Here is a 13,410-nt window from a genome sequence, read left to right as displayed (position 1 = left end):
AACGGTGATCGGCCACTATAAAACGCCGGGAAATTTATTTCACCCCATGGACGTCTGTGGATGTTTCGCGGGTTAGCATAGTGGTCTGTTTTACTCAGTCTTTTTAATGGGAGTCTCCATGAGTGCCGTCACTCGCGCAGCCGTCGAAGCCGTTCTTCGCCAGTACACCGACCCTTACCTGAACCAGGATCCGGTCAGCGCCGGCTGTGTACAGACCATCGATATCCAGGGCGAGCGGGTCAATGTCCAGCTGCAACTGGGTTACGCTGCCGGCCTGTTCAAGAATGGCTGGGCGCAAGTCCTGAAAACCGCCATTGAAGGCATCGACGGGGTCGTCTCGGCACAGGTCGACATTACCTGCGTGATCGCCGCACACAAAGGCCAGGCGCAAATCCCGGGCCTGGCCAACGTCAAGAACATCATTGCCGTTGCCTCGGGCAAGGGCGGCGTGGGCAAGTCTACGACCGCCGCTAACCTGGCCCTGGCTCTGGCCCGTGAAGGTGCGCGCGTGGGGATTCTCGATGCTGATATCTACGGTCCGAGCCAGGGCATGATGTTTGGCATCCCTGAGCGCACCCGCCCGCAGATTCGTGAGCAAAAGTGGTTCGTGCCGCTCAAGGCCCATGGTGTCGAAGTGATGTCCATGGCGTTCCTGACCGATGACAACACGCCGATGGTCTGGCGCGGGCCAATGGTTTCCGGGGCGTTGCTGCAGCTGGTAACCCAGACCGCCTGGGACGACCTCGACTACCTGGTGATCGACATGCCGCCAGGCACTGGCGATATCCAGTTGACCCTGGCGCAGAAGGTTCCGGTGGCCGGTTCGGTGATCGTGACCACGCCGCAGGACCTGGCCCTGATCGACGCCAAGAAAGGCGTGGAAATGTTCCGCAAGGTCAACATTCCGGTATTGGGTGTGGTCGAGAACATGGCCGTGCATATCTGCTCCAATTGTGGCCATGCCGAGCATCTGTTTGGTGAAGGCGGCGGTGAGAAGCTGGCCAGTCAATATGGTGTGGAACTGCTGGCCTCGCTGCCGTTGTCGATGCTGATTCGCGAGCAAGCCGACAGTGGCAAGCCGACGGCTATCGCCGAGCCGGAGAGCCAGATTGCCATGGTCTACCAGGAGCTGGCCCGTCAGGTGGGCGCACGGATCGTGTTGCAGGAGGCCGTGGCGCCTGCGATGCCGAATATCACCATCAGCGAAGACTGATTGGGGTTCAATCGCGGATGAATCCGCTCCTGTAGGAGCGGATTCATCCGCGATGCTTTCGCAGGGCAAAAAAAGCCCCGCCTGTTAAGGGCGGGGCTTTTTTCAAGCTGTAAAGCGGAAGTTAGATAACTTCTACTTCTTCAGCCTGCATGCCTTTCTGACCGCGGGTAGCGATGAAAGAGACCGCTTGGCCTTCTTTCAGGCTCTTGAAGCCGTCAGCCTTGATGGCTTTGAAGTGTACGAACAGGTCGTCACCGGATTGTGGGGTGATGAAGCCGAAGCCTTTTTCATCGTTGAACCACTTAACGGTACCGGTTTGGCGATTGGACATGGTCTGTCTCCTTGGACAAAGTTAACTACGACTCAGGAAACGCCCTGGCCGAGACTGAGTGCAAAGAGGCAGAAAATTCATGAAGATGGGTTGATCGAAATCTTGCATCAGGTAGATATTCTCAGTGACACGTGCAGCACAGTGGCGTCACCTTAACCCTTTTTCCAGAACGTGCCAATGGTCTTGTTCAGCTTTCGCGCAAATCATGACTGACGGTGCTGCATGCCTCCCTGAAGGCCCCGGCGCACGGGGATTCGACGCTTGGCGGTGGATGAAACTTTGAACCGGGCGCCGGGCCCGGTAAGATGCGCAACAGAATTTTTTCACCTCGTTACTTCAGGACACCCGCCATGAGCATCAAATCGGACAAGTGGATTCGCCGCATGGCGCAGGAACACGGCATGATCGAGCCGTTCGTCGAGCGCCAGGTGCGCGGTGAGAGCGACAACCGGCTGATCTCCTTCGGCGTCTCCAGCTACGGCTACGACGTACGTTGCGCGGATGAGTTCAAGGTGTTCACCAACATCAATTCGGCGACCGTCGATCCGAAAAATTTTGATGCCGGCAGCTTTGTCGACGTCAAAAGCGACGTCTGCATCATCCCGCCAAACTCCTTCGCCCTGGCCCGCACCGTTGAGTACTTCCGCATTCCGCGTAACGTCCTGACCATCTGCCTGGGCAAAAGCACCTATGCGCGTTGCGGGATCATCGTCAACGTGACTCCGCTGGAACCCGAGTGGGAAGGCCACGTGACCCTGGAGTTCTCCAACACCACCACCTTGCCGGCGAAAATCTACGCCAACGAAGGCGTGGCGCAGATGCTCTTCCTTGAGTCCGATGAAGAATGCGAAGTGTCGTACAAGGACCGTGGCGGCAAGTATCAGGGCCAGCGCGGCGTCACCCTGCCACGCACCTGATCCGACAAAGCGCGGGAATTCCTCGGCCATTGCGGACTCCAATGCATTGAACTGTTCTGCCAGGCAACGCGCCTGGCGGACGTCGTCAAGGAGCCGCGCCATGAAACTCGACCCGACCATCAGCGCCAAACTGGCCGTGTTGCAGCCCAACCACGTCGGGATGCTGGCCTGGACGCTGCTGGCCCACCCGCATCCGCACATCGCCCAGGCTGGCGGCGTGCCCGGCCAGCCTGATCCCGATACCCCCGATACGCCGCAACCGGGCGACACGCCACCGATGGAGCCAGGGGAGCCGACCTTGCCGGACGAACCCCCTCCTGCACCCGTGGCCTGAATCTCGCTTCAGGTTGTCAGTGATTGCCTCAAGGCGATAATAGGTAGCCGCTGCGGTAGGCCTGGCTGCCAGCGACATGGGCAATGACCATGCCCGCGGTGGCCATGCGTCGCAGTGACCGGGCGTACATCAGCCCGGGCTGGTTGTTGCGTACTGGCGTGACCCGGTCGTTGAGCGGATCGATGACCTCGGCGATCAACTCACCCGCTTCAAGGTATTGCCCAGGTTTGGCATGGAAAACCAGCAGCCCCCCCAAGGGCGCGGCCACTGGCTCTACGCCCGCGAGCGGAGTTGCCGGGTAAGCAAGTGCTGGCAAGGCTGTTGCTTCCCCTTCGATTGCCCCGTACTGGGTCAGATAGGCCAGGATCGCTGCGCAATCCTTTTCTGCCAGGGGGTGGCTGACATCGCCTTGACCGCGAAGCTCGACCGTGACCGAGAAGCAGCCCTGGGGAATCGGGAATTGCTTGGCGAAGCGCTGGTGCAGTTGCCACCACACCAGGGTGAAACACTCATCGAAGGACTGCCCGCCAGAGTCAGTCGCCAACAGGCTGGCCTGGGCGCCCAGGTAGCGTGACAGCGGCTCGACACGCGGCCAGGCTTCGGGCGTAGTGTACAGGTGAGCGACGGCATCGAAGTCGCAGTGCAGATCCAGCACCATCTCGGCATCGCAAGCCAGCCGCTGCAAGGTCAGTCGTTGTGACTGCAGGGGTGTGTGTGCGGGGTGAGCGTCCAGGGCGCGGCGCAGGCATTCGCGAATCAGGGCGACGTTATGCGCCGGGTCCTGGCTCAGGTGTGCTTCGATCTGATCGCCAATCGAGTCGCTCAGATCGACGAAGTTGCGGTTGAAGTTCTCACCACTTTGCAGTTCAAAACGGCCCAGGGGCACATCCATCAGCACCTGCTCCAACCCAACAGGATTGGCGATGGGGACCAGCACAATTTCACGGCGTAACGCGCCCCGGGCTTCGAGTTCACCCAGGCGTTGCTTTAGGTGCCAGGCCACCAGCATGCCAGGCAGTTCGTCGGCGTGCAGCGACGCCTGGATGTAGATCTTGCCGGTGCCACGGGGGCCGAAGTGAAAACTATGGATCTGGCGGGCAATGCCTGGAACCGGTGCCAGAATGTCGTGGGTCGAGTGATGCATATCAGTCCTAGTGAGTCGGTACTGGAAGAGCCAGCCGGCGCCGGCGGCATGATGATATAAGCATAAACTTGCCTATCACGCAGGCCTTTGGCGCTGATCGCGGGACAAGCCCGCTCCTGCCGGCGCTTAATAGGAGCGGGCTTGCCCGGTGCTGTCAGTACCGCGCATCCACCGGTTTGCCGCCGTTGGGCCAGTCCTTGACCTTGTCCGGGAAGTCCGGCCGTGGCTGTTGCGAGAACCAGGCGGCGACGTCCACCGCTTCCTGATCAGTCAGGCCGCCCTGACCCAGAGGAAAGCGTTCGTGAAAGCCGATCGGCATATTGCGTTTGACGAACGCCGCAGCGGTGTAGGTGCGAGCCATGCCGGCGCCGATGTTGAAGGATTGCTCACCCCAGAGCGGGGGAAACACCAGGCTGCCATCCTCGCGGCTCAGGCCTTCGCCGTTGGCACCATGGCATACCGCGCACTGCTTGACGTACACCTGCTGGCCATTGGCAAGGTCGGGCTTGATCGCCGGATCGATTTTGCCAACACCGCGTCCAGCTACTTTGTCGCCGGGCTGGGTGTTGTTTTTCATCCACTCGAAGTAGGCGACCATGGCCTGCATGTCGGCCGATTGCGGTGGAATCGGCTTGCCGTTCATGGAACGACGGAAACAGCCGTTGATGCGCTCCTCCAGGGTAATGACCTTGCCGGCGCGCGGCGCGTAGCCGGGGAAAAACGCTGACACACCGACAAAGGGCGAACCGTCGGCCACGGTACCTGCGTTGAGGTGGCAACTGGTGCAGTTAAGGGCGTTGCCAACGTTGTCCGGCAACAGTGCCTTGGTCTGCAGGTGCAGACGCATGCCGCGGATGACCTGGTCGGCGTTGGTGGCGGCGAGCAGGTCGGCCAGGCGCGGGGTCTCAAAGGCGGTGGAGTCGGTGGTTTGCGGGTTGAGCTGGCTACGCAGTTTTTTCACTTGCTCCGGGCTGACCGCCGAACTGTCGTTGCCCCAGCGGCTGCGCACAAAGCTGAGGATTTCGGCGATTTCCTGATCCGACAAACGCGCGAAACCGGGCATGGTGTAGGTGCGTGAATGGGTCGCCGTCTGCGCAGTTTCCCAGCCGGTCAGGGTGATATGCAGCAGGGACGTCGGGTCGCTGGAGGCGATGCTCGGATTGCCGGCCAGTGGCGGGAACATCCCGGGTACACCGGCGCCATCGGTGCGGTGGCAGTCGCTGCAGAACTGGGTATACCCCAAGCCGCCACGGCTGCTGAACAGATCCGCTGGTGGCGCGGCCGGGGTCTGTGCCACGGCAGGCATGGGCAGGTCGTTGTCGCCCGGCGGCAGGGATTTGAGGTAGCTGGCGATGGCGGTCAGGTCGGCATCGCTGAAGTGCTGAGTGCTGTGGTGAATCACATCGGCCATGTTCCCGGAAACCGTGGCGAAGCGGTTTTGTCCGGTTTTGAGCAGTTGCACAGTGTCCGGGACCGTCCACAGATTACGCAGGCTCAGTGCGCGCCAGTGTTCTACGGTTTCCCCGGCAAGGAAGTGCTTGCCGCTGCTGCCCGTATCGCTCATGGCTTTTTCCTGAAAGGCGATACCGCGCGGGGTATGACAGGCGCCACAATGACCCAGGCCCTGCACCAGGTAGGCGCCGCGGTTGATCAGCGGGTCGCGGTCCGGGTCGGCTGCGAACGGCTGATTGTCGACAAACGCCCAGTTCCAGAAGGACAGGCCCCAGCGCATGTTGAACGGCCAGCTCATGTCGGCGGCCTGGTTCGACTGGCTGATAGGCGCTACCCCTTGCATCAGGTAGGCATAGAGCGCGCGCATGTCCTCTTCGCTCATTTTGGCGTAGGACGGGTAGGGCATGGCGGGATACAGATGGGTACCGTCGGCACTCACCCCTTCGCGCATGGCTTTGTCGAATTGCTCGAAGCTGTAGCGACCGATGCCGGTTTGCGGGTCAGGGGTGATGTTGCTTGAGAAGATCGTGCCCATGGGGGTCTTCAGTTCTAGCCCACCGGCCATGAGCGCACCTTGCGGGGCCGTGTGGCAGGCGATGCAATCACCGAGCTGGGCAATGTATCGACCCTGTTCAACGAGAGGGCTGCTTGCAGGTTCAGCCGCTGCCGTTGCCGGCTCACTGGCGTGAAGGGCGGGTATCAGGAGCAACGTCGTGGCGCACAGGGCCAGGCGTGAAAGTACAGAAGCCATTGCATATTCCTTTAGTCACCGCACCTGGGTGGTCCCTTGGGCGCAAGTGTGCAATCGTTTTTATGGTTCATCAGGCAGCACTGGGAACGAAGCTGTTCCCAGTTTCGTTGTAGAGGAATTGTCGGCGGGTACAGTTGATATGGATCAGCGCAGCCGGCATTGCGCCGGCTGCGGGTTCACTTTGCGGTTACTTGCCAGGCACCAGGGTCAGACGCTTGCTGCCATAGGCGCGGTCGAAGTTCTGCGGTTGCAGCGGCAGGCTCATGTAGCGGCCCTTGAACCAGGCATCCAGGCCGTCGGCAAAATGCGGGCTGGCCGGGTTGCCGGACTGGCCGCTGCTGCTCTGCAGTTGCAGCGGTTCGATCTGGCCGAAGTCGACCACCATGCGCAGGGACGGTGGCAGTTGCGCGTTGAAGTCTTTACCCCAGGCATAGGGGGCAAGGTTCAAGGTGCTGTGGTCGCCACCGGTGGCCTGCGGGCCACGGCTGACGGCGTCGCCCAGGCCGTGGAAGGTGGGTGTCGGCCAACGGAACTGGTGCAGCTTGCCCCACTGCCAGGCCCGGCGGTCGTTGCCCAGTTGCGTTTCGCCAGCGCTGATCGCCGCGGCCAGGCTGCGGGCGAGAATTGCCGGTTTGTCTTCTTTCTGCGCGGTGCCCTGGTCATCCCAGAAGGGGCTGTCTTCACGGCCGAGCAAATGGTCGGCCTGGGCCGAATAGGACAACCGGGCATTAGCGACAAAGGCTTGCCAGGTTGCTGAATTTTCCGGGCCCAGTTCATCGAGGAAGGTCAGCTTCGCACTTTCCTGCAGGAACAGTTCATACAGCGCTGCGTCGGCCGAGGTGGTGCTCAGTCGGCCGTCGAAGGCCATCAGGCGGGTGTAGGCTTCACGGGCTTTGTTGCGCTGCTCGCCAGGCAAGGCATCGATTGCCTGTTTGAGCGGCTGGGCCATGCCGGGTGCTTCGAACATCTGCTTGAGCTTGCCCGCGAACAGCGTGGTCTGGTCGTTTTGCATGGTGATCAGGCTACGGCTGTCATGTTTGCCGTTAGCCGCCAATTGCCCCAGGCGCTCGGCGCGCTCGGGGTAGTACCAGCTGTTGGACAACTGCATGCCATAGCCTTTGGGCACGCTGCGCTGATTGGCGTTGCCGAGCCAGCCCTGAGGTGGGTCCTGGTCGTAAGGGTGGAGCATCGGATCGGCATAGCCATCCCAGTCATAGCGCCCCTCCCAACCAGGAGAGGGCAGCAGACCCTGGCCTTCACGGCGATTGGGGAAGCGTCCGCTGACCTGCCAACCTATATTGCTGGCGTCGGCGAAGACGAAGTTCAGCGCTGCGGCGCCGATCTCGCGGGTATTGTCGAAAGCCCGCTCGACGTTCTGCGCCCGTGACAGGTTGAAAAACGCGTCCAGGCTCTGGTCGCCCTTGAGTTTCGGCAGTTGCAACGCCAGGCCGAGGCTGGCGTTCTGCGCCTGGCCGAGCAAGGTGCCATGACGAGTGTCATAGAGGGTTTCGCGCTGCGGGCGCTGGCCCTTGATGAAGAACGTCTCATTGCGTGCCAGAGCTGGCAGCCATTTGCCATCAGCCTGGTACATCAGACGGTTGCCTTCGCGCTTGAGGCGTTCCAGGTACAGGTCCTGGTTATCGGCCATGACCGCGCTGGCGCTCCAGGCCAGTTTGCCGTTGTAGCCGGAGAGCAGCAGCGGCAGGCCGGCAATGGTTACGCCAGCAGCCTGGTACTTGGGCGCGCGGATCTGCACCGGGGTCATTGCCCAGGCACCCAGGGTGTCGCTGGCCAGCAGGCTTTTACCGCTACGGCTGCGTTGCGGGGCAATCGACCAATTGCTGGAACCGGCGCTGCCCAGCAGATTGAGTGCGGCCAATTGTTCGCTGGCCGCGCTGAGCGGTGCGAGGCCGGCCAACTGACTTCCCAGGTTCAGGCCTTTGAGTTTTTCGGCTTCGGCCACGGGCAGGGGTTCGTCGGGGTAGCTGGGCAACAGCCAGGGCAGTTTGTCGGCGCCCACTTTCTGCGCGAGGGTCAAGGCCGCCAGCTCTTCTTGCAGGTTGACCGACTGGCTGAAGTTATACAGGGTGAAGATCAGTGCCGAGTCTTCTGGTTTCCAGTACTCAGGACGGTAGCCCGTTTGCGCCAACGGCGCCGGCAAGCGGTCGCGATAACGGAACAGGTAGGCGTTGACGCCACGCGCATACACTTCAAAGAAGCGCTTGAGCCGTGGCGAAGCATCGGCGTAGAGCTGGTTGGCGGTTTGTTTCAGGTTCGCGCCGCGCATCAGGCGGTCCACGTCCAGAACCTCGGGGCCCGCTATTTCGGCCAGTCGGCCCTGAGCCAGCAAGCGCATGCCAACCATCTGACCGATGCGGTCACCGGCGTGCACATAACCCAGGGCAAACAAGGCGTCGTGGAAGTTGTTGCTTTCGATCAGCGGCATGCCTTGCGCATTGCGCCGTACCGACACGTTCTGGGCCAGGCCCTTGAGCGGTTGTACGCCGCTGACCGGTGGCACGCTGTCGCGGTAGCCGCCCATCTGGCAGCCGCCCAGGGCAAGCATGCCGAACATCGCTGCGGCTACGCCGAACCGGGGGAGGAAAGGGGGGAGGGCTGGCGCGGCCATGGTCGGGCTCCTGCAGGGCGTGGCGTCTAAAAGGCGCTACGTTAGTGAGCCCGACCACGCCATGCAAGCGGGGCACAGCCTTTATTTTCAAGGCTGTTAGTAGAGGGCTATCAGGCCCCGTGGCACTTCTTGAACTTCTTGTTGCTGCCGCACGGGCATGGATCGTTGCGGCCGACGTCCTTCAGGGCGTTGCGCACCGGCTCCTGGTGGCTGTGGTTGCAGTGCGGACCGTGAACATGGCCGTGGTCATGGTCGTGATGATCATGATCGTGGTTGCAGTCGGGGCCATGGACATGGGGTTGTTGGGTCATTGCGGGTTACTCCGGTAAAAGATCGCCGGGAATTATCTCACCACTGCGCGATAAGTGCAGTTCGCGGGTAAAGATTAATCCGCTGTTGAGCTCGCCATCGAGACGGTAGCGCAGGGGAAGGTCTGTGTTCCTGAGCATTTTTGCCAGCGGTTTGACCTTTTGCCAGAGGTTGGTGCGCACGGGGATTTTGAAGGTTCGCCGGGCATGTCCGCCGACACTGCGCCAAAGGCTTTCCTCACCCTCGGCCAGTAGCAGATCGTTGAGGCGTACGGTGTAGGCCAGGTTGCGGATGAACAAGCGTCCGTCGTTGGGGTTGTCGACGCGCACATGCAGGATGAACTCTTGCTCCAGCAGGCGCACTTTGACCGCTTCGACTTTGACCAGGCTAACCTCAGGGTCGCGGTAGTCACCGTCCAGCCAGCTGGCGCAGCCCGTCAGTTGCAGTATCAGAAAGCTGAACAGCAACAGACGGGTCATTGGCGTTAGCTCCCCAGGTAACTGGCGCAACACTTCTTGAATTTCTGCCCGCTGGCACAGGGGCAGGCATCGTTGCGCCCGGCTTTCAGCCCGACTGTCGGGTCGATGAAATACCAGTGCCCGTCGTTCTGCACAAAGGCCGAGCGCTCGCGGTGGCTATGTTCGCCGTCATTGTCGTGCCAGCGCGCAGTGAAGGTGACAAAGGCATGTTCGGGCTTGCCGCCGAATACTTCGGCGCTTTCCACTTCCAGACCCAGCCAGGTGCTTTGCGCGCTCCAGGCAGCAATCGCGGCGCGATCAAGGCCGGCCTGCTGCACGGGCAGGGTGGTGTTCACCAGGTAATCGATCAGCCCCAGCACGTAAGCGCTGTAGCGCGAACGCATCAGCGTCTGCGCGTCGGGGGCCGGATGCCCGGCGTGATAGTGTCCGCAACAGGCGTCGAGCAGGTTACCGCTGCCGCAGGGACAAACCGAGACACTCATTGTTTCACCACCAGTACTTGCCAAAATTTTGCGGATTGGCCCAGAACTTGGCATTGAGCCAGTCCGGGACCTGTTTGTATTCACGTAGATCATAGGTGAACAGGTTCAATACCTGATCGTCACGCTGAAACTTTTCGCTGGCCTGCAGGGCCAGGGAGAAGAAGTCGGTGTCTTGCCAGCCGCAGACATTCAGGTCAGCCAGTACCGCCACGCGGCTGGCATTGAGGTTGCGGATACCGCCCAGCAACTGCAGGCCATCGCGCTTGGGCAGGTGCTCCAGGCAATCGACGAGCAAGGCCAGATCAAAGCGCTGAGCAGCCAGATCCTTCGGTAAAGGGCCCGGTTCAGTCTGGGCAATCTCCACCTGTGGGTGAGCCTGGGCAAAGGCGTCCAGCGCCGGAAAACGCGTACCGACCAGTAATAAACGTTGCGGTGGATGGCGTTCAAGCAACGCTGCCAGGGCTTGCTGTGGCGTTCGTTGGGAAAATCCGTCAATCATCGGGAATCCTCGGTCAGATGCGTCAAGACTAACGATCTCGGGCCGTCAGGCATAGTGGCTGACAGCCGCATCATGGCTTATTGCTGGCGGAGTCGGTTTGCGCGGTCTTTACTCCCATAGCATCGGTTTTAAACCGATTCCCCCTAGGAGACGCAACAAAATGAGCATAGTACGCACAGCATTACCTCTGGTTCTGCTAACCAGCGTCTTAACTGGTTGCGCAGGTTTGCAAAAAACTGACTGGCCGAAATGTGCTGCCGTCGGGGGTGTAGGTGGCGCGGCATTAGGCGCCATAGAAAGCTCCAGCTGGGCTGGTTGGGGCGCGTTACTGGGTGCGGGCATGGCAGCGGGTTATTGCTGGGCCCATGGCGATGGCGACGAAGATGGCGATGGCGTACCGGACAGCCGTGACAAGTGCCCGGGCACCCCGCGTGGTGTACAGGTCGATGCCAATGGCTGCCCACCTGAGCCTGCGGTGGTTGAAGAAGCGGTCGTGGTCAAGGAAGAGGTCATCGTCATTCGCGACGTTCGCTTCGAGTTCGATTCTGCCAGGCTGACACCAGCCGACAAGGAACGCCTGAATACCATTGCGACCCGCCTGAAAAATGAAGCACCCACTGCCAAGTTGAGCGTCACCGGGCACACTGACAGCGTCGGTCGGGATGCCTATAACCAGAAACTCTCGGAGCAACGCGCTCAGTCGGTCACCGACTATCTGGTCAGCAGCGGTGTGCCGCAAGCCAGCTTCGTTTCGGTACAAGGGGCGGGCGAGTCGCAGCCGGAAGCCGATAATGCGACCGCAGACGGCCGGGCCATGAACCGCCGCGTGGAAATTCGCATCCAGCGCTGAAGCACAAGCGGCCTGCAGCTTGAGAAGTGCTGCAGGCCCGTCTTTACTCCTGTGTGACCGGTAGACGCCGGTGACACAGGAGCAATACCCATGAGTGTTTTCTCCAAGGCCGCAGTGCCAGTGCTGGTGGCTGCAAGCCTGCTCTCCGGTTGCGCCACCCACAGTGATGGCAGCGCACCACTCAATCAAAGGACATGGCCAGTCTGCAGCCTGCTGGGTGGTTTGCTAGGGGGCGGACTGGGGGCGATCGAAAGTTCTGCCTGGGCAGCCGGTGCCGGCGCTGCCGGGGCCATTGCCGGCGGGCTGATCTGTTATGCCCAGGATGGTGACGAGGACGAAGATGGCGTATTCGATCGCCGCGACCGTTGCCCCGACACACCCGCCAACACGCCGGTCAGCCACACGGGCTGCCCGTTACCTCAGTATCCGGTGGCAGAAAAAGCGGCGGTCGTGTCTGAAGTCATTACCTTGAATGACCAGGGCTCGGTCATGTTCGCTTTTGATTCCGCCGAGCTGACCAGCAGCGCCCACACCCAGTTGCAGGCGTTGATGAGCAAGCTCAATGCGCCCGGGGTGGCCAGCGTCAAGGTGATCGGTCACACCGATAGCCAAGGCACCGATGCCTATAACCAGGCACTTTCCGAGCGCCGCGCCAGCAGTGTGGCCGAATACCTGATCAGCCAGGGGCTGGCGCCATCGAAAGTGACCAGTCAGGGCCGTGGCGAGAGCGAGCCCATTGCCGACAATGAGAGTGAGGCCGGGCGTGCGCAAAACCGCCGGGTAGAACTGCACCTCAATTGATCAGGCATCTGGTGCGCAGCAGTGTCAACCGTTACTGTTGCAGGTGATGCCATTCCATTGGCATCGCCTACCAACAATAACAGCAGGGGGCGCGAATGAAGGGCTTACTGGCACTGGGCAAGGCGTTGACGGTGGTGTTCTGGTGGGTGGTACTGGTGAATCTGCTGATTCCCCAGGAATTCCCCTTCAATCGATTGATCAGTCTGGCCGGTGCTGCGCTGCTGGCTTTGCACCTGCTGGAAGTACTGTTCTTCAATGGCTGCCTGCGCGGGCGTAGCCATCGCTGGTTTGATCGCTTGCAAATCCTGCTGGTCGGTATCTTTCATGTCCTTTCGATTCCGGCGCCACGCCAGGAGAGTGCTCATGCGTAAGTTGGTTTTGCTGGCGGCGTTGTTCAGCCCCTTGGTGTTGGCTGAGTCGATCAGCGTTGCGCCGCACTCGGTGCTGCGTTTACCGAACAAGTCCAGTGTCGTGCACCTGCAACGCCTGGACGTTGCTGATGCTGCGACGCTGTTGCTGCCGGCCAGTCTGGTCGAGTTGAAGGTCGACGAACTGCGGCTGGGGCAGGAGGCACGCATTGCCATCGCGCCTGCAGAAAGCACCTTGCTGGTGGAGGTGGCGCACGCGCAGTTGGCGGAAGGTAGCCAGATCGCCGCACGGGGTGCTCCGGGTACTTATGAGCGTGCGGCGAAAGCCGGGCGTGATCTTGATGTGCAGTTACATGCCGTACAGGCGCCGCTGCTGGCGATCGATGCCCGAGGCGGGGCCGGTGCGCCGGGGTATGTCGGGCTCGACGGTGCCAACGGCAAAGCCGGCGGATGCACCTGGGGGCAGGCCAGTCGTGGTGCCAACGGCGACAACGGTGGCGATGGCCATGATGGTGCTGCCGGTGGCCGAGTGCGTCTGGCACTGCCGGCGGACTTTCCCGCAGAACGGATCAAGGTGCAGCTCGACGGTGGCGCGCCAGGCGTGGCGGGTGCTGCGGGCAAGCCGGGAGCGGGAGGCGCGAGCAAAGGCTGCCTGGTTTATCGCACGGCTGCGGGCAAGTCCGGGAAACCTGGAGTTCCCGGCCAGCCAGGGTTGGCAGGCAATTCCGGCGAGTTGATCCTGCAGCGTTTGTAGGTGCAATTGTCGGTCGGTGGGGGGGGGGGGGGGGGGGGGGGAGAGGGGGGGGGGGGGGGGGGAGGGGGGGGGGGGAGGGGAGGGGAAGGGAAGGGGG

The 13,410-nt window shown here is 61.5% G+C and carries 15 protein-coding genes; 7 read left to right on the top strand and 8 right to left on the bottom strand.

What is annotated here, in order from left to right; all coding sequences use genetic code 11:
- Window positions 1–118 precede the first annotated feature (118 nt).
- Window positions 119–1,213: an iron-sulfur cluster carrier protein ApbC gene (gene apbC, locus ACO6VD_RS25235; protein ID WP_422422642.1), complete on the top strand. Its 1,095-nt coding sequence runs from the start codon at window positions 119–121 to the stop codon at window positions 1,211–1,213.
- Between the two features lie 121 nt (window positions 1,214–1,334).
- Here the strand turns inward: apbC and ACO6VD_RS25230 are convergent, their stop codons facing one another.
- Window positions 1,335–1,544, bottom strand: coding sequence for a cold-shock protein (locus ACO6VD_RS25230; protein ID WP_010221054.1), 210 nt, complete (start codon window positions 1,542–1,544; stop codon window positions 1,335–1,337).
- A 350-nt stretch (window positions 1,545–1,894) separates the two neighbouring features.
- Here ACO6VD_RS25230 and dcd point away from each other — a divergent pair, with 350 nt between their 5' ends.
- Together dcd and ACO6VD_RS25220 are read left to right on the top strand one after the other, a co-directional pair.
- Entirely contained in the window at window positions 1,895–2,461 is a 567-nt protein-coding gene (dcd, locus tag ACO6VD_RS25225) for a dCTP deaminase (protein ID WP_028943496.1), read from the top strand.
- Window positions 2,462–2,561: 100 nt separating this feature from the next.
- On the top strand, window positions 2,562–2,795 hold the full coding sequence (locus tag ACO6VD_RS25220; protein ID WP_422422641.1) for a hypothetical protein: 234 nt from the start codon (window positions 2,562–2,564) through the stop codon (window positions 2,793–2,795).
- A 28-nt stretch (window positions 2,796–2,823) separates the two neighbouring features.
- Here ACO6VD_RS25220 and ACO6VD_RS25215 read toward each other — a convergent pair whose 3' ends face one another.
- From ACO6VD_RS25215 to ACO6VD_RS25185, 7 genes are all read right to left on the bottom strand, one after another.
- The gene (locus tag ACO6VD_RS25215) at window positions 2,824–3,939 is read right to left on the bottom strand and encodes a succinylglutamate desuccinylase/aspartoacylase family protein (protein ID WP_422422640.1); all 1,116 of its coding nucleotides are present in this window, start codon (window positions 3,937–3,939) and stop codon (window positions 2,824–2,826) included.
- Window positions 3,940–4,093: 154 nt separating this feature from the next.
- Window positions 4,094–6,142 (bottom strand): c-type cytochrome, encoded by a 2,049-nt coding sequence (locus ACO6VD_RS25210; RefSeq protein ID WP_422422639.1) that lies wholly within the window; start codon window positions 6,140–6,142, stop codon window positions 4,094–4,096.
- Between the two features lie 187 nt (window positions 6,143–6,329).
- Complete coding sequence (locus tag ACO6VD_RS25205; protein WP_422422638.1) at window positions 6,330–8,771, bottom strand: penicillin acylase family protein; 2,442 nt, start codon at window positions 8,769–8,771, stop codon at window positions 6,330–6,332.
- Window positions 8,772–8,881: 110 nt separating this feature from the next.
- Window positions 8,882–9,082, bottom strand: coding sequence for an SEC-C metal-binding domain-containing protein (locus ACO6VD_RS25200; RefSeq protein WP_045185773.1), 201 nt, complete (start codon window positions 9,080–9,082; stop codon window positions 8,882–8,884).
- Between the two features lie 6 nt (window positions 9,083–9,088).
- A complete protein-coding gene (locus tag ACO6VD_RS25195) occupies window positions 9,089–9,559 on the bottom strand; it encodes an LEA type 2 family protein (protein WP_422422637.1) in 471 nt (156 codons plus the stop codon).
- 5 nt (window positions 9,560–9,564) lie between these two features.
- A complete protein-coding gene (locus tag ACO6VD_RS25190) occupies window positions 9,565–10,041 on the bottom strand; it encodes a YchJ family protein (protein ID WP_422420316.1) in 477 nt (158 codons plus the stop codon).
- 4 nt (window positions 10,042–10,045) lie between these two features.
- Window positions 10,046–10,540 carry a DUF6231 family protein gene (locus ACO6VD_RS25185; protein ID WP_422422636.1) on the bottom strand — a complete coding sequence of 165 codons (495 nt, stop codon included), beginning with the start codon at window positions 10,538–10,540 and terminating at the stop codon, window positions 10,046–10,048.
- A 160-nt stretch (window positions 10,541–10,700) separates the two neighbouring features.
- Here ACO6VD_RS25185 and ACO6VD_RS25180 point away from each other — a divergent pair, with 160 nt between their 5' ends.
- The 4 genes from ACO6VD_RS25180 to ACO6VD_RS25165 all read left to right on the top strand — a co-directional run bounded on the left by ACO6VD_RS25180 (window position 10,701) and on the right by ACO6VD_RS25165 (window position 13,313).
- Window positions 10,701–11,390: an OmpA family protein gene (locus tag ACO6VD_RS25180; protein ID WP_422422635.1), complete on the top strand. Its 690-nt coding sequence runs from the start codon at window positions 10,701–10,703 to the stop codon at window positions 11,388–11,390.
- 90 nt (window positions 11,391–11,480) lie between these two features.
- Window positions 11,481–12,191 (top strand): OmpA family protein, encoded by a 711-nt coding sequence (locus tag ACO6VD_RS25175; RefSeq protein ID WP_422422634.1) that lies wholly within the window; start codon window positions 11,481–11,483, stop codon window positions 12,189–12,191.
- A 95-nt stretch (window positions 12,192–12,286) separates the two neighbouring features.
- On the top strand, window positions 12,287–12,562 hold the full coding sequence (locus ACO6VD_RS25170) for a DUF1145 domain-containing protein (RefSeq protein ID WP_400171990.1): 276 nt from the start codon (window positions 12,287–12,289) through the stop codon (window positions 12,560–12,562).
- Entirely contained in the window at window positions 12,555–13,313 is a 759-nt protein-coding gene (locus ACO6VD_RS25165) for a collagen-like protein (RefSeq protein WP_422422633.1), read from the top strand. Before ACO6VD_RS25170 ends, ACO6VD_RS25165 begins: the two co-directional genes overlap by 8 nt.
- The last annotated feature ends 97 nt before the right edge of the window (window positions 13,314–13,410 follow it).

The organism is Pseudomonas sp. GZD-222 (assembly GCF_049310525.1).
Taxonomy (GTDB): Bacteria; Pseudomonadota; Gammaproteobacteria; order Pseudomonadales; family Pseudomonadaceae; genus Aquipseudomonas.
This window is presented reverse-complemented; position numbering and strand designations above follow the sequence as displayed.